Below are 21,211 nucleotides of genomic sequence, written 5' to 3' on the forward strand. Positions count from 1 at the left end.
GTTGGGCCTGAGGCCTCCGCGGAGGAGCTGCCCGAGGCGGTCTCGGTCGAGGTCGAGCCGGTGGCGGCGGTCGAGGAGTTCGCCGAGGTTGGGCCTGAGGCCTCCGCGGAGGAGCTGCCCGAGGCGGTCTCGGTCGAGGTCGAGCCGGTGGCGGCGGTCGAGGAGTTCGCCGAGGTTGGGCCCGAGGCGTCCGTTGAGGAGCCGCCCGAGGTGTCTGTCGAGGCGGCGGGGGCTCTGGAGGCGTTGCCTGAGGTGCTCGCTGAGGTCGTGCCCGAGGCCGAAGCCGAGGTGCTGGCTGAGGCGGTTCCGGCTGAGCTCGAGGCGGAGGTGCTGGCTGAGGCGGAGGCGTCGGTCGAGGCGGACGTGCCTGCCGAGGCTGGGGCCGAGGTTGCTGCGGAGGCCGCGCCGGAGGTTGCGGTGGAGGTTCCCGCCGGGGCAGGGCGGCCGGTGCGGCCGGAGGTCGTGGAGGGGCGGGCGGTTACCGCCTACTCGGCTGACGAGCTGGTGGCGATGGTGCGGTGGGTCGACAGCGACGGTGTCGCCCGCAGTGACGACGAGCTGCTCCGTGCCGCGATGAAGGAGCTCGGGTTCAGTCGGCTCGGTCCGCGCATCAAGGAGGCGCTCGGCGCCGCCCTCGCCGTCGCCCGCGGGTGACGGACCGTCGTGGGCCCGGGGGGCCCCCCCCCCGGCCCCCCCCCCCGGGGCGGGGGGGGGGGGGCCCCCCCCCCCCCCCCCCCCCACGGCCGGCGTTCTCACGGGCTGAGCGCGCACCCGCCCGTACAGTGGAATGCGGCAGCGCCGCACCCCGCGCCGCCGCACGGTGATCGTTCGCTCCCGTCCGTCGACATCAGGAGCCGTGCCATGAGTCCGCCGCCGACGGCCGCCGACCTCAGCGACTGCACGCCGGCCGAGGCCAGGGCCGCCTTCCGGGCCGGGGCGGCGGCGCCCACCTCGGGCGTGGCACCCGGTCACACCCAGGCCAACCTGATCGCGGTGCCCCGCGACCTCGCGTACGACCTGCTGCTCTTCGCCCAGCGCAACCCCCGGCCGTGCCCGGTGCTGGAGGTGACCGAGCCCGGCTCCTGGCGCTCCCGGCTCGCGCCGGACGCGGACCTGCGCACCGATCTGCCCGGCTACCGGGTCTGGCGGAACGGCGAGGTGGTCGACGAGGTGGCCGACGCCGTCCAGGCCTGGCGCGAGGATCTGGTGGCCTTCCTGATCGGCTGCAGCTTCGAGACCCTGCTGCGGCAGGCCGGTGTGCCGTTGCGGCACGTCGAGCAGGGTGCCACCGTCCCGATGTTCGTGACCGACCGGGAGTGTGCCCCTGCCGGTCGACTGTCGGGGCCGCTGGTCGTGTCGATGCGTCCTGTTCCGGCGGGGCTGGTCGCCACCGCCGTGCAGATCACCGGGCTGATGCCGGCCGTGCACGGGGCCCCGGTGCACGTCGGCGCGCCGGAGGCGCTGGGCATCCGGGACCTGTCCCGCCCCGACTTCGGGGACCCGGTGGAGTTCCACCCGGGCGACGTGCCGGTGTTCTGGGCCTGCGGCGTCACCACCCAGGCCGCGCTGACCCGGGCGGCCCCGCCGTACGCCGTCACCCACGTGCCGGGACGGATGTTCGTCACCGACGCCAGGGACCTCGACTACCGCATCGCCTGAGCCACGTCTGGCTGAGCCTGAGCCCGAGCGCGGCGCCGCGGCGTGGCGCCGGAGCGCGGCGGCCGAACGGCTCATCCGAGTGCCGCGCGGGCCGGGCGCTCGCGTCGTGGTCCGGAGGAGTGCCGCAGCGCGCATAGTGGAAGGAACATCCCGACTGCGAGGGAGGGCACCATGGCGGAGCCGGGGGCGCGGCGCGGCGATCCCAATGCGAGTGCCAGGGCGCTGTTCGACGGGCTGCCGGCCCGTTACGACCTGCTCGCCGAAGTTCTGTCGTTCGGTCAGAACCGGCGCTGGCGACGGGCGATGGTCGATGCACTGCTGTCCGGGGATGCCGGGCCGGGCCGGGTGCTGGACGTGGCGACCGGGACGGCCGGGGTCGCGCTGCAGCTGGCCGACCGCTGCGGCGCCACCGTCACCGGGGTGGATCTGACGGAGCAGATGCTGAGGCGGGGTCAGGAGCGGGTGGCCCGGAGCGGTCGCACGCAGCGGATCCGGCTGGCGCTGGCCCGTGCCGAGCAACTGCCGTTCCCGGACGCCACCTTCGACGCGCTGACCTTCACCTACCTGCTCCGCTATGTCGCGGACCCGGCCGCGACGCTGCGCGAACTCGCCCGGGTGGTCCGGCCGGGCGGGATGATCGCCAACCTGGAGTTCCTGGTTCCGGAGAACCCCCTCTGGCGCCTCGGCTGGTACGGCTACACCCGCACGCTGCTGCCGCTCGGCGGCCTGGTCACCGGGGGCCGGGAGTGGGCCGCCGTCGGCCGGTTCCTCGGTCCGTCCATCTCCGGGCACTACCGCCGCTACCCGGTCGGCTGGACGGTGGACGCCTGGCGGGCGGCCGGCATCGTCGATGTGACGGTCCGTCCGATGAGCCTGGGCGCCGGGCTGGTGATGTGGGGACGCAGGGCCGATGACTGAGGCACCACCGCCCGCCTTCTACGCCCGCGTGGGCGGACGGCGGGCCGACTGGTGGACCCTGCTCCATCCGCCCTACACCCTGTGGCACCTCTCCTACCCGGTGCTGGGTGCCTGCCTGGCACCACGGGTGGACGGGTGGGTGCTCGGTGCCACCGCACTGGCGTTCTTCCTTGCGGTCGGCGTCGCCGCGCATGCCCTGGACGAGCTGAACGACCGCCCGCTGCGCACCGCGATTCCGGACCGGACGCTCACCGCCGCCGCCGGACTGGGACTGGCCGCTGCGCTGGGGCTGGGCATCGCGGTGCTTCCGCACAGCGGCCTGGTGCTGATCCCGTTCATGGTCCTCGGCGTGGTACTGGTCCTCGGCTACAACCTGGAGCTGTTCGGCGGCAGGCTGCACACCGACCTCTCCTTCGCGGCGGCGTGGGGTGGCTTCCCGGTCGCGGTCGGTTTCGTGGCGCAGGCCCCGCCGCTGACGGCGGCGACGTCGGGAAGCGCCGCAGCGGCCGTCCTCGCGGCGACGGCGCTCTCCTACGCCCAGCGCTGCCTGAGCACCCCGGCCCGCACCCTGCGGCGCCGCACCGCGCGCATCGAGGGGGCGCTGACCTTCGACGACGGCAGCCGGCAGGTCCTTGACCGGGACACCCTGCTGGCCCCGCTGGAGCGCACCCTGCGCGCGCTGTCCAGGGCCGTCCCGCTGCTCGCCCTCGCCGCCCTGCTGGCCCGCGCCCCGCGCTGACCGGACGCGCCGGGGCCCCGGTCCCGGCCGTCAGTCGAGAGGACCCCGCCCGGCCGTCAGGCGGCGGTGACGGCCACGGCGAAGTCGCGCAGGATCTCCCGGACGCCGTCGTCCGCCAGCGGGGCGGTGTCCAGGACCTCCAGCGCCTGCGTGCCCAACTCCGCGATCAGCTCCTCGACATGGGTGCGGGCTCCGGTCTGCTCGATGGCCGAGCGCAGCTCCGGCACCGTGCGGTCGGAGGGCTCGCGCAGCAGGGCGTCGATGGCCTGCCGTCCGCTCGGGGAGCTGCGGCGGCGGGCCTCGGCCAGCAGCAGGGTGCAGCTCCCGTCGCGCAGGTCGTCGCCGGAGGGCTTGCCGGTGACGGCGGGGTCGCCGAAGGCGCCGACGATGTCGTCCCGCAGCTGGAAGGCGATCCCCAGCGGCACTCCGAACTCGCGGTAGGCGTCCTGCAGTTCCGGGGAGGCCCCGGCCAGTGCGCCGCCGAGCCGCAGTGGTCCGGCGGTGGTGTTGGCGGCCGTCTTGGAGCGAGCCACGGCGACCGCGTCCTCCACCCGCAGCGCGCCCTCGGCGCGGGTGACCAGGTCCAGCCACTGGCCGAGCACGGTCTCCTCGCGCAGGGCGTCGTAGACCGCGCCCGCCCTGGCCAGGCTCTCTGCGGGCAGGCCGCTCTGACGCAGTATCTGGTCCGCCCAGACCAGGCACAGATCCCCGGCCGCCACCGCGCCGCCGACCCCGAACCGCTCCGCCGGGCCGTTCCAGCGCCGCTCGGCATGCGTCCCGGCCAGGGCGCGGTGCACCGAGGGGCCGCCGCGACGCAGGTCGGAGGCGTCCATCACATCGTCATGGATCAGCGCACAGCCCTGCAGCAGTTCCAGCGCGGTGGCGGCGGCGACCACCTCCTCGCAGTCCGCGCCGCCGGCCCCGCGCCAGCCCCAGAAGCACAGCGCGGGCCGCAGCCGCTTGCCGCCGCGCAGCAGCAGGTCGACGGTGGGCTGCAGTATCACCCGTTCGGGCGCGTGCGCGCCGGGCGGCGGCAGCCGCGCCGCGAGGAAGGCCGACAGCTGCCGCTCGACCCGGTCTGCGATCGCCGCGCGCTGCAGGATCTGCGGAACGGTACTGGTCACCAACACACTCCCGGCCTCCGGAGTGCCGGTCGCCGGCACCGCCCCGACCATGCTGCCCCAGCCGTCCCCGATTACGCTGCAGCACCGGGCCTGACCCTGCCTCAGACGCCGGACGGTCAGCAGGGCGTGCCGGGGGACCAGCTGTAGCGGGCGTCGATCCGGTAGGTCCCCGGCGCGGGCGCGTGCAGCACCGTCCAGTCACCGTCCCGGGTCAGGCAGGCGCCGGCCGGGCCGTGTGCCGAGAGCCAGGGCGACCAGGCGATGCGCACCGGTACCCTCCCCGCGACCGGGACGCCGATCACCACCTGGCTGTCGTCGGCCCGTTGGACCGTGGCAGGTGCGGCGGCGAGCGGGACGGCGTCGGCGACCCGGTACAGCGTCCAGTCCGGGTCGTGCCAGACCTCGTGCAGCCAGGACGGGCCGGTGCGGATCACGGCCGCCTCGGCGGTCGCGGCACTGTCCAACGGGGCGGCCGGAACGGCCACGTAGCCGACCGCCCAGCGCCGCAGCCAGTCGTGGTACGCGGTGGAGGTCAGCTCGCCCCCGTAGAACAGCGGGTTGCGCTGCACGTCCAACTGGCGGTTCCAGCCCCGGGCCAGCTCCACCGCGGGCACCAGTCCCCAGGACTCCCAGTGGTTGAGCATCGGGACGGCCTCGACCCGGCCGGCTCCGGCGTCCAGCTGCCGCAGTTCGGCGAGCAGCGGGACGGCCAGCCGGGGCGGGGAGGGCGCGGGTATGCCGACGATGTCCGCCGCGACCAGCCAGTAGGCGGCAGCGGCGAACGCGCCGAGCAGCGCCGTGGACCGGCGGTGGAAGCCGGGGAACGGCCGGGCGCAGAGCACGGCCAGCAGCACCACGCTGCCGAACAGCAGCGCCAGCCGCTGCACATTGCTGCCTATCGGCGTGCTGACGAGCCAGGTCAGCACCGCGCCGGCGCCGTACACCAGGGCGCCGGCCCTGACCGTGCGCCAGTGAACGGGGCTGAGCACGCCCACCAGCGCCGCGCACCCGGCGCTGACCAGCATCGTGGGCATCGTGATCGGGTCCACCCCCTGGTACGGGAACAGCAGGGTGGTGCCGCCCACCGCCAGCAGCGGCGGCAGTCCCAGCGCCCAGCCGGCCCCGGGCCGTCGGGTGAGCAGCAGGGCGGCGGCCACCACGTCGACGAAGAGCCCGGCCACCGGGCTGCTCAGGGTCGCCAGCAGCGCGCACCCGGCCACCGCGGCGACCCGCCCCCAGCCGATGGCCCGCCCCGGCACCATCCCCGACGCCCCGACCGCTGACGCGCCGGCCGCTGAGGCCCCGACCGCTGAAGCCCCGACCGCTGAGGCCCCTACCGCTGACGCGCCGACCCCTGAGGTCCCGACCGCGGCCGTACCGGCGCCGGCCGGTCCGGAGGTGGGTGCGGTGGCTGCGCGTGCTGCGCCGACCGGCGCGCCGCGGGGCGCCGCGGCCGCCGGGGGCGCGAGTGCCGGCACCACCGCCGCCAGGCCGAAGGCCAGCCCCAGGGCGAAGGTGACCCGCCCGGCGGCCAGGTTGCAGGTGAGCGCGAAAGCCCCCCACAGCGCCACCGGTAGCGGCCGGTGCAGCCGCGCCCGTACCACCAGTAGTCCGAGCAGCGCGGCGCCGCCGGTCCCCGCGGCGACCGCGACCGCGCGCACGCCGAGCACCGCCATCAGCCAGGGCGCGACGACGCTGTAGGACGCGGGGTGGATGCCGCCGTACCAGGCGAGGTCGTAGGCGGAGTCGGGGTGTCGCGCGGAGAAGTCCGCCCACGCCCACTGCGCGGCGAGGTCCCCGCCGACTCCGGCCAGGTACCGCGCCCACAGCAGCTGCAGCACCAGGGCGGTCAGTGCGGCGGCCCACACCGGACGGGTCCGGCGCAGGCGGCCCCGCTCCCGCGTCGCCGTCGCGCGCGAGAAGGATCCCGGTGGGGTCCTCCGCGTGTGCAACGACGTCAGGATGCTCACCGCGCCTTCGTCTCCCGTCATCGAGCGGCCCGCATGGTCACTGCACGAACCTATGGGCACGAGTGCCGGCCCGGCATCCCTCCACGGACGGGAAGTCGGCCTCCCGGTCACCCTGGAGAGGGACGGCGCCGGCGACGACGGTTGTGGTACGCGGGAGGTGGTGGGCGACTGCCGGGTCGGCGATGGGGAATTCCCGGGCCGGCGACGGCCGGAGCCACGGGTCGATCCTGCTCGATTCCGGCCTCGGGTGCATCCCGGCACGGTCGGTTCGGGTAGGAACTCATCGCCCGGGAGGGGGTTGTGTCGCCAGCTGCCGCCGGTTGCGGGCGGTTGGGCGCCGGGCTCGGCACAGCGGGAGGTTGTTAGGTAAGCCTTGCCTGCTCTATGGTCTGCGCTTGGCACCTCCCATTCGTCCTGCCAGGAGCACCCGTGTCCTCATCGCAGATCGTCCTCCTCGGCGCGATCGCCGGTCTCACCATCTACCTCGGCCTGCCCATAGGCCGGCTGAGCCGTCCGGCGCCCCGGCTGCGCGCGGCGCTCAACGCGGTGGCGATCGGCATCCTGATCTTCCTGATCTGGGACGTGCTCAAGGCCGCCTGGGAGCCCACCGACAGCGCCCTCGGCGCCCACCACTGGGGCACCGCGCTCAGCGGCGGACTGGTGCTGGCGGTGGGGGTGTCGACGGGCCTGATGAGCCTGGTCTACTACGACCGCTGGATCGGCCGCCGCAACGCCGAGGCGGCGGCCCTGGCCGCCGAGGGCGGCACGACGGGCCGTTCGCGTGCCGCGTCGCTGGCGATGATGATCGCGGTCGGCATCGGGCTGCACAACTTCGCCGAGGGCCTGGCCATCGGCAACTCCGCGGCCAAGGGCCAGATCTCGCTGGCGATCCTGCTGATCGTCGGTTTCGGCCTGCACAACGCCACCGAGGGCTTCGGCATCGTCGCCCCGATGGCCGCCGAGGGGGAGCGGCCCAGCTGGGCCTCCCTCGGCCTGCTCGGCCTGATCGGCGGCGGCCCCACCTTCGCCGGCACCCTGGTCGGACAGCACGTCGTCAACGACTACCTGTCCATCGCGTTCCTGGGCCTCGCGGCCGGATCCATCCTCTACGTCGTCATCGAGCTGCTCGCGGTCGCCCGCCGCGCCAACCTCAAGGAACTGACCAGCTGGATGATCCTGCTCGGCCTGTTCATGGGCTTCGCCACCGACGCCATCGTCACCGCCGCCGGGGCCTGAGCCCGGGGCGGCCTGGGAGAATCGGATCATGGGCATGGTGCATGAGGTTCCCAGGGCCGCGCTGTCGCGCCGAGGCCTGGCGCTGGAGTACGTCACCCTGGGCTGGAACGTGGTCGGGATCGGCGTCCTCACGGTGGCCGCGCTGCGGGCACGGTCGGTGGCGCTGGCCGGATTCGGGCTGGACTCGCTGATCGAGATCGGCGCCTCGGCCGTGGTGATCTGGGAACTGTCCGGTACCGGGGAGGCGCGCCGCCACCGCGCCCTGCGGCTGATCGGCGCGGCGTTCGCGCTGCTCGCGCTCTACCTCGCGGTGCAGTCCTCGCTGGTGCTCGCCTCCGGGCACCACGCGGGGCACTCCCCGCTGGGCATCGGATGGACCGCGGCCACCGCCGTCGTGATGGGACTCCTCGCCTACGGCAAGCTCCGCACCGGCGCCGCGCTGGACAACCCGGTGCTGATGACCGAGGGCCGGGTGACCCTGGTCGACGGCGTCCTGGCCGCCGCCGTCCTGCTCGGACTGACCCTGAACACCGCCCTGGGCTGGTGGTGGGCCGACCCGCTCGCCGGCTACGTGCTGGTCGGCTACGCCGTCCGCGAGGCCCGCGGAATCGCCGCCGGGCACGGCTGACGACGCTCCTCGTGCCACTCGGCGCGAGGGCTGGGACGATGGCTTCATGGACGAGTACCAGAGTCCTCCTCCCGGTGCCCTGCCCCGCGACCGGGACGGGGAGGTGCTGCGCAACTCGGCACTGGAGGAGGCCATGCTCGGGGTCTCCCGCCATGACTCCCCGCAGTCCCGGGCGCTGCTCTACCAGCTGTTCCTGGACGCCATGGTGGTGGTGGCGATCCCCGACGAGCCGGAGGAGCTGCCGGTCGAGCGGGTGCTGCACCCGGGGGAGTCCATCGCGCTGCTGACCGTCACCGACGAGGACGGCGAGGTACTCCCGGTCTTCAGCAACGCCGAGGCCGTCCTGGCCTGGCGTCCCAGCCGGGGCGGGGTGGTGACGCTGCCGGCCCGGGACATCGTGCAGATGGCCGCCGCCCACGGCACCGCGAAGATCGTGATCAACCCCGGCTCGCCGACCTGGGGCTATGTCACCAGCCGGGAGATCCGGTCGCTGGCCCAGGGGCGGCTGCCGCTCACCGACGGCAGCGAGGTGGCCGCCGAGGACGCCGAGGTGCAGATCGGCCTGCCGGAGACGATGCCGTCGGCCGAGGTGATGGCCGCGGTCACCGAGGTGCTCCAGGCGGAGGCCAGCGCGGAGGTGGCGTGGCTCTTCGTGATGAGGCAGGGGGACGCGCCCACGGAGACCGCCGTCGCGGTCGAGTTCCACGCCGCGCCGCTGGATCCGGGGCACCGCCGCGCCATGCGCACCATCGTCGACGGCTCCGGCTACCGCTGCGCGGACGCGCGGTCCCTGCTGTTCCTCACCGCCGACCAGGGCTGGAGGACCATCCTGGCCGACGGCGGCGGAGTGGAGATCTTCCGCCGTACCGCGCCGTCCGACCCGGCCGCGCCGCGTCCCCCGCGCCGGGCCCGGGGCTGGTGGCCCTGGACCCGGCGCGGTGAGCGCTGACGCGGAACCTCAGCTGTGCGCCGCCGGGGGAGGGGCGGTCGCCGCCTTCGCGGGGACGGTCACCACATCCGTGCAGCCGTGACCGGCCGGCTGGACCCCGCAGACCCGGAAGGTCGTCGACGGGTTGCTGGCGTCCACCATGGCCGAGTAGTTGTCGTAGCCCCAGTGGATCAGCGCGGTCTCGGTGTCGCCGGTGCTGCTGGTGATGGTGGCGGTGTCACCCTTCGCGCCGGTGGTGATCGCGGCCCACGCCGCCTTGCAGCGGGCGCTGTAGTGGACGTAGATGATGACCTTGCCGACGTTGGAGGTCGTCAGCGTGGTGACGTCCGAGCCGCAGCCGGTGGACTGGGGGTCCTTCCCCGCGCAGCCGATGCCCTGGCAGAACGGGGTGGGCGTGGCGACGGTCGTCGGCCCGGACGCCGTACGGGCGGCCGAGCCGGCCGGATGGCCGCTGACGACCAGCCAGACGCCGCAGAGCGCCAGCGCCAGCACGGCGGCGGCCGACCCCCACAGGGCCGGGCGGGGCACGCGCGGGAGCGCGCGCGGGGCGGGGACGTGGTCCGGCGAGCCCGCGTCGACGAGGGAGATCCCCGATCGGGACTCCGGCTCCGGCGGAGCCGCGGGCTCCGCCGTCCCGTTCTGCCGGGCGTCGGCCGGTCGGGCCTCGGACTGCTCGTTCTGCTCGGCCTGCGCCTGTGCCAGCAGCGCGTTGAGCAGCACGGCGTCGCAGTCCACGGTGGAGACCAGACCCGCCAGCGCCTGTTCGGTGATCAGCCGCTTGCCGTTGAGCCAGCGCTCCCAGGAGGCCTTGCTGAAGTGCGTACGGCTCGCCAGGTCGGCCAGGCTCAGTCCGTGGGCGTCCTTGACCGCGCGCAGCTGCTCGGTCAGACGCCGTGCGGCGCCCGAGAGGTTCTCAGGCAGCGGTTTCCAGGCGGAATTCATCGGGCGAACCTCGTTGTCAGATGTCATTCGGAACGATCGTCGCGGGCAGGGTGGCACCCCGGGTGAGGCGGTCGGCCGCTGGGCTCCGCACGGTCCACGCGGTCGGTGGACGGCGTCATGCCGCAGGGCGTGCCGTCCCGGGATGGGCCTCGCACATGTCCCACTGGTGCGTCTCAAATGCCTGGTCACAGCTGTGAGACGGGCGACAGTGTCTCATGGCCTTCGGTGATAGTCGAATAACCGGGGCTGGCCGAAGCCTAGTTGAGGGCCCTGGTGATGCAGTCCGGATTACCATGAACGTCCCCCCCCGTACCGTCGGTACGCCGGACCGGAGCGGTCCGCCGTACCGAAGCTCTGTGTACCCCAGTGATCGAACGCCTGTCGGGCTCGGGGCATGCCCGGATCGGGTCATGTTCGCCGTTGGCTGACTCGGTGCCCATTGCACCGATTGTCCGGGTGTAGGGAACCAGCCGAACAGGGGCGACTTCAGGACCGGGTGACCGCGTTCCCCGAGATCGCCGCCCCCTAGGATCACGGCATGACGACACCCGGATACGCACCGCTGCCCGCCACCGCCATGGGCCGGCTGGAGAACTCGCGCAAGGGCAGGCCCTGCTTCACCTCCGACCTGTCGGTGAACGAGTTCGTGCTGGTCACCCAGGCCGGATTCGAGCCGGTCGGCATGGTGATGGGCAGCAGCGTGTACCACGTGGGCATTCAGACGGTCGGGTGGAAGGTGAGCCAGGAGCTCGGCGTGCTGAGCCAGGCCATGTACACCGCGCGGGAGCTGGCGATGTCCCGGATGGAGGCCGAGGCGGCGCAGCTCGGCGCGGACGGGGTGGTGGGCGTCGTGCTGCGGCCGATGAACTACCAGTTCTTCGGCGACGTCATCGAGTTCGTCGCGGTCGGCACGGCGGTACGGGCGACCGACGGCGGCAACTACCGCAGCCCGGACGGCAAGCCGTTCACCACCTCGCTGTCCGGACAGGACTTCTGGACCCTGTGGCAGCACGGCTGGCTGCCGCGCCGGCTGGTGCTGGGGACCTGCGTCTACCACGTGGCGCACCAGAGCCTGCGGCAGACCCTGTCCCAGGTCGGCATGAACGCGGAGCTGCCCGTCTTCACCCAGGCGCTGTACGACGCCCGCGAGTTGGCCATGTCGCGGATGCAGTACGAGGGCCAGCAGATCGGCGCGGACGGCATCGTGGGCAGCACCGTCGACGACTTCCGGTTCTGGGGCGAGCACGCCATCGAGTTCCTGGCGCTCGGCACCGCCGTCAGCCGGATCCGTCCGGACACCACTCCGGTCCAGCCCAGCATGACGCTGCCGCTCAACCTCTGAGCGGCAGCGGTCCGGCTCCGGCCCCCGGCCCCCGGGCGTCGTGGCCAGTGGGCCTGCGGCCTCAGCCGGTCCGGTGCCTCAGCGGGTCCGGTGCCGGGTCCGGGGCTCAGTGGGCCTGCTCGACCAGCGAGAGCAGGAGGTCGGCCGCGGACTTGACGTCGCGGGTGAGCAGCGGGGAGGTGCCACTGCCCAGGTGCGTGCCCCAGTTCGGTGAGACGTTGTACTTGGTCCCGGCGACGGTCATCGACAGGGTCCGTCCCATGGTCATCCGGACGCGCCTGGCGGTGACCTCGGCGATCGGAGCGCTCGCGATCTCCTGACGCTGGGTTCCCAGCAGGGTCAGCGTGCCGGCGTCCAGCACCACGAACCCGTGCTGGGCCAGCGGCCTGAGCCCGATCCCGATCTGGACCTCACTGAATTCCAGCCGCTGTCCGGCGGCTCCGTCCTCGCTCATTCGATCCCCCGTGGATAGGTGCTGTGCGATTGCTGGACCCTACCGCCGGGTGCCGCGTCGCGGTGCCGGTGGGGCCGGGCCCGGTCCGCGGGCGTCCGTCCGGGAACTCGGCGCCGGCGGTCGGCCGGGGCCCCGGTGCGCCGCCGGATCGGGGGTTTTCGCTATCCGCATCCGCATTCTCGCGGCGGTGCGGCGCATTCGTTCCGTGCCCCGGAGTATTCACGCTCTGCTTTGCGAGTGAAAAGGCATGATGTGCCGGGCAGCTGCGATGTGTCATCGGCGGACGATCCGGGAAGTGGCTAGCGTGGTGACACCCGGTCAGGAGAATCCTGAATTCCGCGCCACGTGAGGTTGGACCCCATGAGCCTGAGCATTCGCAACCAGATTCCCGGAATCGTCACCGCGGTCACTCCCGGGGAGGTCATGGCCACGGTCAGGACCCGCCTGGACGGCGGCCAGGACATCACCGCGGCGATCACGCTGGAGGCCGTCAAGGAGCTGGGCATCGCCGAGGGCACCGCGGTGCGGGCCATGGTGAAGTCCACCGAGGTCTCCCTGGCCACCGGCCCCGTCTCCGGACTGAGCATCCGCAACCAGATCGCGGGCACGGTCGCCGACGTCGCCACCGGGGGCGCGATGGCCACGGTCAAGGTCTCCATCAGCGGTGGTGAGCTCACTGCGGCGATCACCAAGGACGCGGTCGCGGACCTCGGCCTGGCGGCCGGGACTCCGGTGGTCGCGCTGATCAAGTCCACCGAGGTGTCCCTGGCCGTTGCCTGACCGTAGGGCCTCGCCGTCCGGTGACCGGGTCGAGCGCGCGCGGTGCGACCGCACGGTCGACCGGGTCACCCGCGCACACCCTTGACACGCGCCGCGGATGCTGATTTCTTGGCCCTGCCAGCTGCTAACCGAATGTTCGGTCGGGTGAAGACATACCATGGGTGACATGACATCTGCGGAAGCGATGTTCGCTGCCGACGAGGCGTCCCGCAGTCTGGGCATCGAGCTGCTGGCGGTCGGCGACGGAAGCGCCCGGCTGAGCATGCTGGTGACCCCGGCCATGGTGAACGGCCACGGCATCGCGCACGGCGGGTACATCTTCCTGTTCGCCGACACCGCCTTCGCCTGTGCCTGCAACAGCCACGGGCCGGTGACCGTCGCGGCGGGGGCGGAGATCACCTTCATCGCCCCGGTCCGCGAGGGCGACCTGCTGCTGGCCACCGCCGAGGAGCGGACCCGCTTCGGGCGCAGCGGCATCTACGACGTACGCATCGCGCGCGGCGACACGGTGGTCGCGGAGTTCCGGGGCCGCAGCCGCAGCGTCCGCGGCCTGGAGGAGAGAGCATGAGCAGCAGCGCCCGGGTACCGGCGGATGCGCCGGTCGCCGATCCGGCCGACCTCCGCGACGACGCCGAGCGGATGACCGCGGCCGAGCTCGCGGAGCTGCAGCTGACGCGGCTGCGGGCCACCCTGCGGCACGCGTACGCCGACGTCGAGCACTACCGGCGCTCCTTCGACGCCGCCGGGGTCACCCCCGCGGACTGCCGCAGCCTGGCCGACCTGGCCCGCTTCCCGTTCACCACCAAGGCCGACCTGCGCGACAGCTACCCGTTCGGGATGTTCGCCGTGCCGATGGACCAGGTGCGGCGGATCCACGCCTCCAGCGGCACCACCGGCCGTCCCACCGTGGTCGGTTACACCGAGAACGACCTGTCGATGTGGGCCGACGTGGTGGCCCGGTCGATCCGCGCGGCCGGCGGCCGTCCCGGGCACAAGGTCCATGTCTCCTACGGCTACGGGCTGTTCACCGGGGGGCTGGGCGCGCACTACGGCGCCGAGCGGGCGGGCTGCACGGTGATCCCCGCGTCCGGCGGGATGACAGCCCGTCAGGTGCAGATCATCCAGGACTTCCGGCCCGAGATCATCATGGTCACCCCCTCCTACATGCTCACCCTGCTGGACGAGTTCGAGCGTCAGGGGATCGACCCGCGCAGCACCTCGCTCAAGGTGGGGATCTTCGGGGCCGAGCCGTGGACCGAGGAGATGCGCCGGGAGATCGAGGACCGGCTGGGTATCGACGCGGTCGACATCTACGGGCTCTCCGAGGTGATCGGCCCGGGTGTGGCGCAGGAGTGCGTGGAGACCAAGGACGGCCTGCACATCTGGGAGGACCACTTCTACCCCGAGGTGGTCGACCCGCTCACCGACGTGGTCCTGCCCGAGGGGGAGCGCGGCGAACTGGTCTTCACCTCGCTCACCAAGGAGGCGCTGCCGGTGATCCGTTACCGTACCCGCGACCTCACCCGGCTGCTGCCCGGTACCGCGCGCCCCGCGTTCCGGCGGATGGAGAAGGTCACCGGCCGCTGCGACGACATGATCATCCTGCGGGGCGTCAACATCTTCCCGAGCCAGATCGAGGAGATCGTGCTGCGTACGCCCGGGGTGGCACCGCACTTCCAGATCGAGCTGACCCGGCAGGGCCGGATGGACCGGATGACCGTACGGGCCGAGGCGCGGCCCGACGCCGGTGCCGAACTGCGGGACGCGGCGGTCGGGTTGATCGCCCAGGGGGTCAAAGACGGCATCGGCGTCAGCGTCGAGGTGCGGATCGTGGATCCGGAGACGCTGGAGCGGTCGGTCGGCAAGATCCGCCGGCTGCGCGACCTCCGCCCGTAGTCCGGACGCCGCGGCACCCGGCGGAGGCACGCCGCTCCGGCCTGCCGGCGGCGCCGACTGTCGCCCCCGGGGCCGGTGTTGTGAGATCTGTGTGAAGGATTCCTGCTCCCGCTATCGACTCCGGCCCCCGTGTTGCGTACGTTCTCATGCGCATAGTCCGTCAGGCCCCTGCCACCACTCCGGGTGGGGGCCCGATGGCGTGCTCGTTCCACAGCACCGTCTCGCGGCAGAGTCGCCGCGTCGGCGCGCGGACCGCGCGCCGCAAACGGATCGGAGGGGCTCGTGGGTTTACGTAAGATCAACAGCAGGCTGGTCGTCGTCCTGGCGGCGCTTGCGACGTTCGCTGCCACGCCGCTGGCGGCCGCCTCGACCGGCAGCACGACTGCCAACCGCACCGGCGCCACATCATCCGCCGCCGGTACCACCACGCAGGTCAACCGGGGCGACTGCTCCAAGAGTTCCAACTGGTGCACCGAGGTCGCCGACGGCGAGCAGATCTTCGGTGAGGGCCACTACGTGGGGCATGACGAACCGTCACTCCTCTACTACAGCAACAAGCCCGGGGCGGGGAACGACAACACCTACCTCGTGCGGCTGCCCAAGGACCCGCCGGCCCAGCCGAAGCAGGACGGTTCCGGGACCACCTGGAACTTCCAGCTGCACCCGGCGTTCTGGTTCGGGATGGCCATGTGCGACGACCAGTCGGCGCCCGGCCCCGCCAGCGGAAACGCCGCCTGCAAGGCGGACTCGGACAGCAACATCTACAACGACTCCGACCCGGCCTCCCCGCACTACATCGGCAAGCACCCGGGCTCGGCGTTCATGGAGATGCAGTTCTACCCGCCGGGCTGGGTCACCCAGCCGGCCGGGAACAGCTGCGACCCGACCAAGTGGTGCGCCGCCCTCAACATCGACAGCCTGTCGGAGGACTACAACCAGGGCCTGCCGAACAACACGGCCTGCCAGAACACCGTGGGCCTCGAACCGGTCAACTTCGCCTTCATCACCAAGAGCGGCCAGGCGACGTCCCCGGCCGACCCGAGCAACAACAACCGCTTCAACCTGGACCCGACCAAGGACCTGTTCATGGGTTCCGGCGACGTCCTGAGCGTCCACATGTTCGACACCAAGGCCGGATTCAAGGTCGACATCAACGACGCGACGGCGGGCTCGCACGGCTCGATGACGGCGTCCGTCCCGAACGGCTTCGCCCAGGTGAAGTTCGACCCGACGGCGACCACCTGCACCACCATCCCGTCGGCGTACCACCCGATGTACTCGACCTCCAGCGAGCAGACCCGGGTCCCCTGGGCCGCCCACTCGTACAACACCGCCTACTCCGACGAGACCGGCCACTTCGAGTACTGCGCGGCGGCCGACCCGAGCACCGGCAACTGCACCCAGTCGGCCGGTACCGAACCGCTGGACTCGGACGACAACTTCTGCTTCAACCCCACCGACTCCTCGCTGGTGAAGATCGGCGGCTGTGTCGGCGAGTCGCCGACGGACGACGACTACGACGGGGTGCCCTACCAGAACACCTGGCCCGGCACCGGTACGCCGTCCGTGGACCGGGCGACCAAGCCGCAGCCGATCCTCTTCACCAGCCCGCTGATCAAGGGGACCACCCAGTTCCAGCGGGTCGCGTTCGAGACCGACCTGCCCCGGATCGAGGACAACGACACCCTGGCGAACCCCTGTAACCGGACCACCGGCGCGAACTGCGTGAACCCGCCGCCGGGGGCCGGCTTCTACCCGATGTTCACCACCACCCACGTGGGCGGGGCGTGCATCTGGCAGGAGGGCGGGGCCAAGATCCCGGGCACCGACAACACGTTCGGCGGCAGCTCGACGACCGAGTTCGGCAGCCTGCTGACCAACGTCTACCCGGGAGCCGGCAACCAGCCGAGGTTCCTGATCAACGACTTCCGGCAGGTGCTCCCCACCAACCCCTGCACGCTCTTCGGGGGCAGGGCGCAGACGCTGAACAGCGCCGTGCACTGACCCTCCGGCAGGACCCGGCGCCACCCCGGCGTCATCCAGCACCACCCCGTACGACAGAGGTGCCCTGCGGCAGCCCGGCTGCCGCAGGGCACCTCTGCGTCGTCCGGGCCCCGTCGGCGGGCCCCCTGTCGTCCGCTGCTTCCCGCAGACCGTCGCCGTCCCCCGAACCGCCTAGTCGAACGGGCGGGACCGCCACCCTCTGCTTAGCGTGAGTCGAGCGGCGCTGTACGAGGGCATTTCCTCGGAGAATCCAGTTCTCCGGGAAGCCTGCTCTCCGATAACCCAGTGCGCTCGATACCGGTATCCGAGCCCGCTGCTGTGCCGCGCCCGTTTTCAGGCCGCTCCGCAGGAAGCAGGTTTGTATGCGAACGCCATCAGCGCCCGAGCCCGAAGCGGATGACCGTCTCGAATCCCCGGACGCCGAAAAGGCGGACGCGGCCGTGCTGGATGCCGAAAGGCCGGACGAGGCCGTGCCGGACACGGATGCGCCGGGGCGGCGGCCGGGCCGAATACGCCGGCTGCTCGCGCACCGCAGCGTCAAGGTGGTCCTCGGAGTGCTGGCGGTCTGTCTGGCCTGGCTGGCCTGGTCGCTGGGCGGCGCGCTGACCGCGCCCGGCAACGACAGCGTGGCGGCGCGGGTGGCCGAGTGGGGGCGGGACCACCATCTCGGTCCGGTGGTGACCCTGCTGGAGAGCGCGGAGTACAAGGCGCACCCGCCCAAGGTCGGCGGACAGCCGGACATGGCGCTGAAGCCCTCGGCCGGCGCGGTCGCGGCCGCTTCGCCCGCGCTGCCGCCGATCACGCCGCCCCGCCTGATCACCCCGGCCGGCACCCCGCTGGCCGGCGAGGGCAACTGGCAGGTGCTCGCCGACGTGCGCGGGACCCCCGCGCTGATGGGCGCCTTCGTCCGCCCGGACAACGAACACACCTCCTACGTAGCAGCGGCGGTATCGATGGATCAGCGGTTGGTGCGCTTCGGTCTGCACCCCGGCGAGTCGGACCCCGGCGCGGGCAGCTGGGGCGTACCGCCGTACATCCCGCCCGGCTCCCGGGAGGGCCTGCTGGCCACCTTCAACGGCGGCTTCAAGGTCGGAAACAACGAGGCCAGGGGCGGTTTCTACCTCAACGGCGTCACCCACGGCACGCTCACCCAGGACGCCGCCTCGCTGGTGTTCTTCCGCGACGGGCACACGACCGTCGGGGCCTGGGGCAGCGAGGTCGGGATGACGTCCGACGTGGTCGGGGTCCGCCAGAACCTCAAACTCATCGTCGACCACGGCCGGGTGCCGGACAGCGTCGACACCAACGTCGAGAGCGGATGGGGTCTCACCATCGCCGGCAAGTACTTCGTCTGGCGCTCCGGCGTCGGCATCACCGCAGATCACCGGCTGGTCTACGTCTACGGCCCGGCGCTGTCCGTGCGCACCCTGGCCGACCTGCTGCAGCGGGCCGGCTGCACCGAGGCGATGCAGCTGGACATCAACCCGGCCTGGATGTCGTACCAGTACTACAAGCCGCTGCCGGACCCGAAGAACCCGGTCCCGGTCAAGCTGCTCCCGGACCAGGAGCGGCCGGCCGGCCGCTACTACGAGCCGACCAGCCGTGACTTCACGGCGGTGTACGCCAAATGAGCATCCAGCAGCCGGCCCGGCCGGCACCGACGGCGATCAGCGCCCCGCTGATCGCGGCTCCGGACCGCCCCTCCTGGGTACGGCTGCCGGTTGCGGTGGTGCTCACCGCCCGGCCACGGCAGTGGCCGAAGAACCTGCTGGTCTTCGCCGCGCCGCTGACCGGATCCGCACTGGGACGCGGCAGCCGGGCGCTGGGCGGGGTGACCGTGGCGTTCATCGCCTTCACCCTGGCCTCCTGCGCGGTGTACTTCGTCAACGACGTGCTGGACGCCGAACGCGACCGGCGGCATCCGCGCAAGTGCCTGCGTCCGATCGCCAGCGGGGACCTGAGGGAGAACCACGCGCTGGCCGTCGCCGCACTCTGTGTGGCCGGGGCCGCCACGGCGGTGGTGTTCAGCCCGGGGCTCGGGCTGTCCTGGGCGGTCGCGGCGTACCTGGTGCTGTCCTTCCTCTACTGCGGCAGGCTCAAGCACCTGGCGGTGGTGGAGCTGCTGCTGGTCGCCTCGGGCTTCGTGCTCCGGGCGCTGGGCGGGGCCGCGGCGGCGCAGGTACCACCGTCCGGCTGGTTCGTCCTGGTCTGCAGCCTGGGCGCGCTGCTGGTGGTGATCGCCAAGCGCTACACCGAGATCACCTCGCTCGGCGGCGCCTCGGCGGCGCACCGTCCCTCGCTGTCCCACTACACCCCGCGCGGCCTGCGCCTCGCGCAGAGACTGACCGCGGCCACCATGGTCGCCGCGTACTGCGCCTGGGCGGCGACCGAGCCGGACACCTGGACCGCACAGTGGCACCTGGCCACCCTGCTGCCGCTGGTCGCCGCGCTGGTCCGGTTCGACCGGCTCACCGCGGCCGGCGGTACCGGGCACATCGAGGACCTGCTGATCCGCGACGTGCCCATGCTCTGCCTGGAACTGACCTGGCTGCTGCTGTTCGTGGTGGGACTGGCCATCCACCCGTAGCCCCGCGCCGCTCCGGGCACGGCGCAGGCCGGTGCCCGGAGCCGGACGGCCGACGAGAGAGAACCATGCGTTGATGAAGAAGAGCGGGACCGGGCGGCTGCGTCGCGTACTGCGCTGGACCGTGCCGGTCGTCGCCGCCGTCCTCGGCCTCACCGGCTACTGCGCCCACGAGGCGCTGTCCGCGCCGGGACGGGACGGCGCCGTGGTCAAGCTCGCGAGCTGGAGCCGGTGCCACGCGCTGGGTCCGGTCACCGACCTGATGGGAAGCCAGCGCAAGCACGGCAGCGCCGACTGCGTCCGGCGGGGCGCGCTGCTGACCGCCGCCCCCCGGCACCTGCCGGCCCGGCCGGTCCCGGCGCGGGTTCCGGTGCTGCCCCTGCACGCACCGGTGCTGCCGCTGGTCGCGCCCGCCCAGAGCGGCGAGGGCGTGTTCACCCCGCTGGTCACCGTCAAGGGCCAGCCGGTGGTGCAGAAGGCGATCATGCGACCGGACCAGGGGCTCGGCGACGCCGACTTCCCGGTGGGTGTGGTGTGGATGCGGCGCACCGCGCTGCGGTTCGAGCTGCACCCGGGCGCGAGCGAGCCGGGCGGCTACTGGCCGGTGCCGCCGACCATCGCGCCGGGGCTGCGGACCGGTCTGGTGGCCACCTACAACGGCGGCTTCAAGGTCTCCAACGGCGACTCGCACGGCGGCTTCTACCTGGACGGCCGGACGGTGGGCCAACTGCGCGACGGCGCCGCCTCGGAGGTCTTCCACCGGGACGGCTCACTGAGCATCGGGGTGTGGAACCGCGACGTGGGGATGGCCCCGGACGTGGTCGGCGTGCGGCAGTGCCTGGTGCCGCTGGTCAGCGGCGGCAGGCTCACCGGTGACGTCTACAACGGGGGCGTGGGCGTCTGGGGCCTCACCGACGGCGGCAACTCCTTCGTCGCCCGCTCCGGGGTGGGCGTGGACCGCAACGGCGACATCCTCTACGTGGGCGGCCGGCTGATGTCGGTGTCGAGCCTGGCGACCACGCTGCAACGCGCGGGCGCGGTGACGGCGATGATGCTCGACATCAACCTGAGCTGGCCCTCGTTCATCTCCTACGACTCGACCGCCCAGCCGCACGACCCGGTGCCGCACAACCTGGTCAACTTCGTTCGGGCGCCCACCCGTTACTACGACCAGTCGAGCCGGGACTTCGTCGCCGTGTACGCGCGGTAGACACCCGGTCCGGGAGTCCGCCCCCGGAGCCGGGGTCACGCTGCGATGTCATCCATTCGGACCTGGAGCGGTCGCCGTCCGGATCACCCGGGCCTAGCGTCCGAAGAGCGAACGCGGCGTCGATCCGGGTGACGACCTGCCACCTGCCGCCGCGTGAGTTGTGAAAGGACGTGTGATTGTGCGTCGATCTTCCATAGCCGCTCTGGTTCTCGCGGCGGCAGCCGTCGGTCTCTCCGCTCCGGGCGCGTGGGCCCAGGGGGGGTCCGGGTCGAACATCACCTCGTTCGGCTTCAGCGCCTTCCCGACCACGGTGCAGCCGGGCGGCACCGTGGCGTTCGCCATCACCGGCTGCAGCAGCACCGGCAGCGTCTCCGCGCCGGCCCTGTTCAACACGGTGAACCTCACCGGCAACAGCACCAAGATGACCGGGACCACCACGGTGGGCACCGGCGTCAACCGCGGTGCCACCTACCAGCTGACCTTCACCTGCGGTACGGAGAGCGGGACCACCCCGCTGATGATCGCGAGCTCCGGCAGCACCGCGACGCCGACCCCCAGCGCGAGCGCGAGCGCCGGCAGTGCGGCCACCGCTCCGGCCGGCGCGGTGAAGACCGGTGACGGCGGAAGCATCACCGACAACCCGGCCGAGATGGCCGGTGGCCTGGCGCTGCTCGCCCTGGCCGGGACCGGCGTCGCGCTGCGGATGCGGCGCCGCGGGTCCCACGGCGGGAGCTAGCGAAGACCGCAGGCAACGAGCGGCACGTCGGCCGCGACCC

General features: G+C 72.7%; 19 protein-coding genes and 1 pseudogene. 16 read left to right on the forward strand and 4 right to left on the reverse strand.

What is annotated here, in order from left to right; genetic code table 11:
• From ABH925_RS31555 to ABH925_RS31570, 4 genes and pseudogenes are all read left to right on the forward strand, one after another.
• A pseudogene (locus ABH925_RS31555) lies at nucleotides 1-654 on the forward strand (hypothetical protein); the annotation flags it as partial.
• Nucleotides 655-861: 207 nt separating this feature from the next.
• The gene (locus tag ABH925_RS31560; RefSeq protein WP_370153542.1) at nucleotides 862-1,659 is read left to right on the forward strand and encodes a putative hydro-lyase; all 798 of its coding nucleotides are present in this window, start codon (nucleotides 862-864) and stop codon (nucleotides 1,657-1,659) included.
• Between the two features lie 171 nt (nucleotides 1,660-1,830).
• Complete coding sequence (locus tag ABH925_RS31565) at nucleotides 1,831-2,577, forward strand: class I SAM-dependent methyltransferase (RefSeq protein WP_370153544.1); 747 nt, start codon at nucleotides 1,831-1,833, stop codon at nucleotides 2,575-2,577.
• The gene (locus ABH925_RS31570) at nucleotides 2,570-3,316 is read left to right on the forward strand and encodes a hypothetical protein (protein WP_370153545.1); all 747 of its coding nucleotides are present in this window, start codon (nucleotides 2,570-2,572) and stop codon (nucleotides 3,314-3,316) included. The genes ABH925_RS31565 and ABH925_RS31570 overlap by 8 nt, the downstream gene beginning before the upstream one ends.
• 56 nt (nucleotides 3,317-3,372) lie before the next feature.
• Here ABH925_RS31570 and ABH925_RS31575 read toward each other — a convergent pair whose 3' ends face one another.
• Nucleotides 3,373-4,440, reverse strand: coding sequence for a polyprenyl synthetase family protein (locus ABH925_RS31575; protein WP_370153547.1), 1,068 nt, complete (start codon nucleotides 4,438-4,440; stop codon nucleotides 3,373-3,375).
• A gap of 116 nt (nucleotides 4,441-4,556) precedes the next feature.
• Nucleotides 4,557-6,431, reverse strand: a complete 1,875-nt coding sequence (locus tag ABH925_RS31580; protein ID WP_370153549.1) for an MFS transporter — start codon at nucleotides 6,429-6,431, stop codon at nucleotides 4,557-4,559.
• A 408-nt stretch (nucleotides 6,432-6,839) separates the two neighbouring features.
• On the opposite strand from ABH925_RS31580, the gene ABH925_RS31585 reads away from it, so the two are divergent.
• The 3 genes from ABH925_RS31585 to ABH925_RS31595 are packed head-to-tail and all read left to right on the forward strand — an operon-like array spanning nucleotide 6,840 to nucleotide 9,223.
• On the forward strand, nucleotides 6,840-7,646 hold the full coding sequence (locus ABH925_RS31585) for a ZIP family metal transporter (protein WP_370153551.1): 807 nt from the start codon (nucleotides 6,840-6,842) through the stop codon (nucleotides 7,644-7,646).
• A gap of 28 nt (nucleotides 7,647-7,674) precedes the next feature.
• Entirely contained in the window at nucleotides 7,675-8,274 is a 600-nt protein-coding gene (locus ABH925_RS31590) for a cation transporter (protein ID WP_370153553.1), read from the forward strand.
• Between the two features lie 46 nt (nucleotides 8,275-8,320).
• A complete protein-coding gene (locus ABH925_RS31595; protein ID WP_370153555.1) occupies nucleotides 8,321-9,223 on the forward strand; it encodes an SseB family protein in 903 nt (300 codons plus the stop codon).
• A 9-nt stretch (nucleotides 9,224-9,232) separates the two neighbouring features.
• On the opposite strand, the gene ABH925_RS31600 is transcribed toward ABH925_RS31595, so the two are convergent.
• Entirely contained in the window at nucleotides 9,233-10,165 is a 933-nt protein-coding gene (locus ABH925_RS31600; protein ID WP_370153557.1) for a DUF2690 domain-containing protein, read from the reverse strand.
• A gap of 538 nt (nucleotides 10,166-10,703) precedes the next feature.
• Here ABH925_RS31600 and ABH925_RS31605 point away from each other — a divergent pair.
• Nucleotides 10,704-11,507, forward strand: coding sequence for a heavy metal-binding domain-containing protein (locus ABH925_RS31605; RefSeq protein ID WP_370153559.1), 804 nt, complete (start codon nucleotides 10,704-10,706; stop codon nucleotides 11,505-11,507).
• A 106-nt stretch (nucleotides 11,508-11,613) separates the two neighbouring features.
• On the opposite strand, the gene ABH925_RS31610 is transcribed toward ABH925_RS31605, so the two are convergent.
• Entirely contained in the window at nucleotides 11,614-11,961 is a 348-nt protein-coding gene (locus tag ABH925_RS31610) for a hypothetical protein (RefSeq protein WP_370153561.1), read from the reverse strand.
• A gap of 360 nt (nucleotides 11,962-12,321) precedes the next feature.
• On the opposite strand from ABH925_RS31610, the gene ABH925_RS31615 reads away from it, so the two are divergent.
• From ABH925_RS31615 to ABH925_RS31650, 8 genes are all read left to right on the forward strand, one after another.
• Nucleotides 12,322-12,741 carry a molybdopterin-binding protein gene (locus tag ABH925_RS31615; RefSeq protein WP_370153563.1) on the forward strand — a complete coding sequence of 140 codons (420 nt, stop codon included), beginning with the start codon at nucleotides 12,322-12,324 and terminating at the stop codon, nucleotides 12,739-12,741.
• A gap of 157 nt (nucleotides 12,742-12,898) precedes the next feature.
• The gene (gene paaI, locus ABH925_RS31620) at nucleotides 12,899-13,309 is read left to right on the forward strand and encodes a hydroxyphenylacetyl-CoA thioesterase PaaI (RefSeq protein WP_370153565.1); all 411 of its coding nucleotides are present in this window, start codon (nucleotides 12,899-12,901) and stop codon (nucleotides 13,307-13,309) included.
• The gene (gene paaK / locus ABH925_RS31625) at nucleotides 13,306-14,637 is read left to right on the forward strand and encodes a phenylacetate--CoA ligase PaaK (protein ID WP_370153567.1); all 1,332 of its coding nucleotides are present in this window, start codon (nucleotides 13,306-13,308) and stop codon (nucleotides 14,635-14,637) included. The genes paaI and paaK overlap by 4 nt, the downstream gene beginning before the upstream one ends.
• A gap of 282 nt (nucleotides 14,638-14,919) precedes the next feature.
• Nucleotides 14,920-16,641 (forward strand): hypothetical protein, encoded by a 1,722-nt coding sequence (locus ABH925_RS31630; protein WP_370153569.1) that lies wholly within the window; start codon nucleotides 14,920-14,922, stop codon nucleotides 16,639-16,641.
• Between the two features lie 362 nt (nucleotides 16,642-17,003).
• Nucleotides 17,004-18,272, forward strand: coding sequence for a phosphodiester glycosidase family protein (locus ABH925_RS31635; RefSeq protein WP_370153571.1), 1,269 nt, complete (start codon nucleotides 17,004-17,006; stop codon nucleotides 18,270-18,272).
• Nucleotides 18,269-19,228: a decaprenyl-phosphate phosphoribosyltransferase gene (locus ABH925_RS31640; protein WP_370153573.1), complete on the forward strand. Its 960-nt coding sequence runs from the start codon at nucleotides 18,269-18,271 to the stop codon at nucleotides 19,226-19,228. The genes ABH925_RS31635 and ABH925_RS31640 overlap by 4 nt, the downstream gene beginning before the upstream one ends.
• Nucleotides 19,229-19,301: 73 nt before the next feature.
• A complete protein-coding gene (locus ABH925_RS31645; RefSeq protein ID WP_370153575.1) occupies nucleotides 19,302-20,435 on the forward strand; it encodes a phosphodiester glycosidase family protein in 1,134 nt (377 codons plus the stop codon).
• A 178-nt stretch (nucleotides 20,436-20,613) separates the two neighbouring features.
• On the forward strand, nucleotides 20,614-21,171 hold the full coding sequence (locus tag ABH925_RS31650) for a hypothetical protein (protein WP_370153577.1): 558 nt from the start codon (nucleotides 20,614-20,616) through the stop codon (nucleotides 21,169-21,171).
• The last annotated feature ends 40 nt before the right edge of the window (nucleotides 21,172-21,211 follow it).

Source organism: Streptacidiphilus sp. EB129, from assembly GCF_041262645.1.
Lineage (GTDB): Bacteria > Actinomycetota > Actinomycetes > Streptomycetales > Streptomycetaceae > Streptacidiphilus.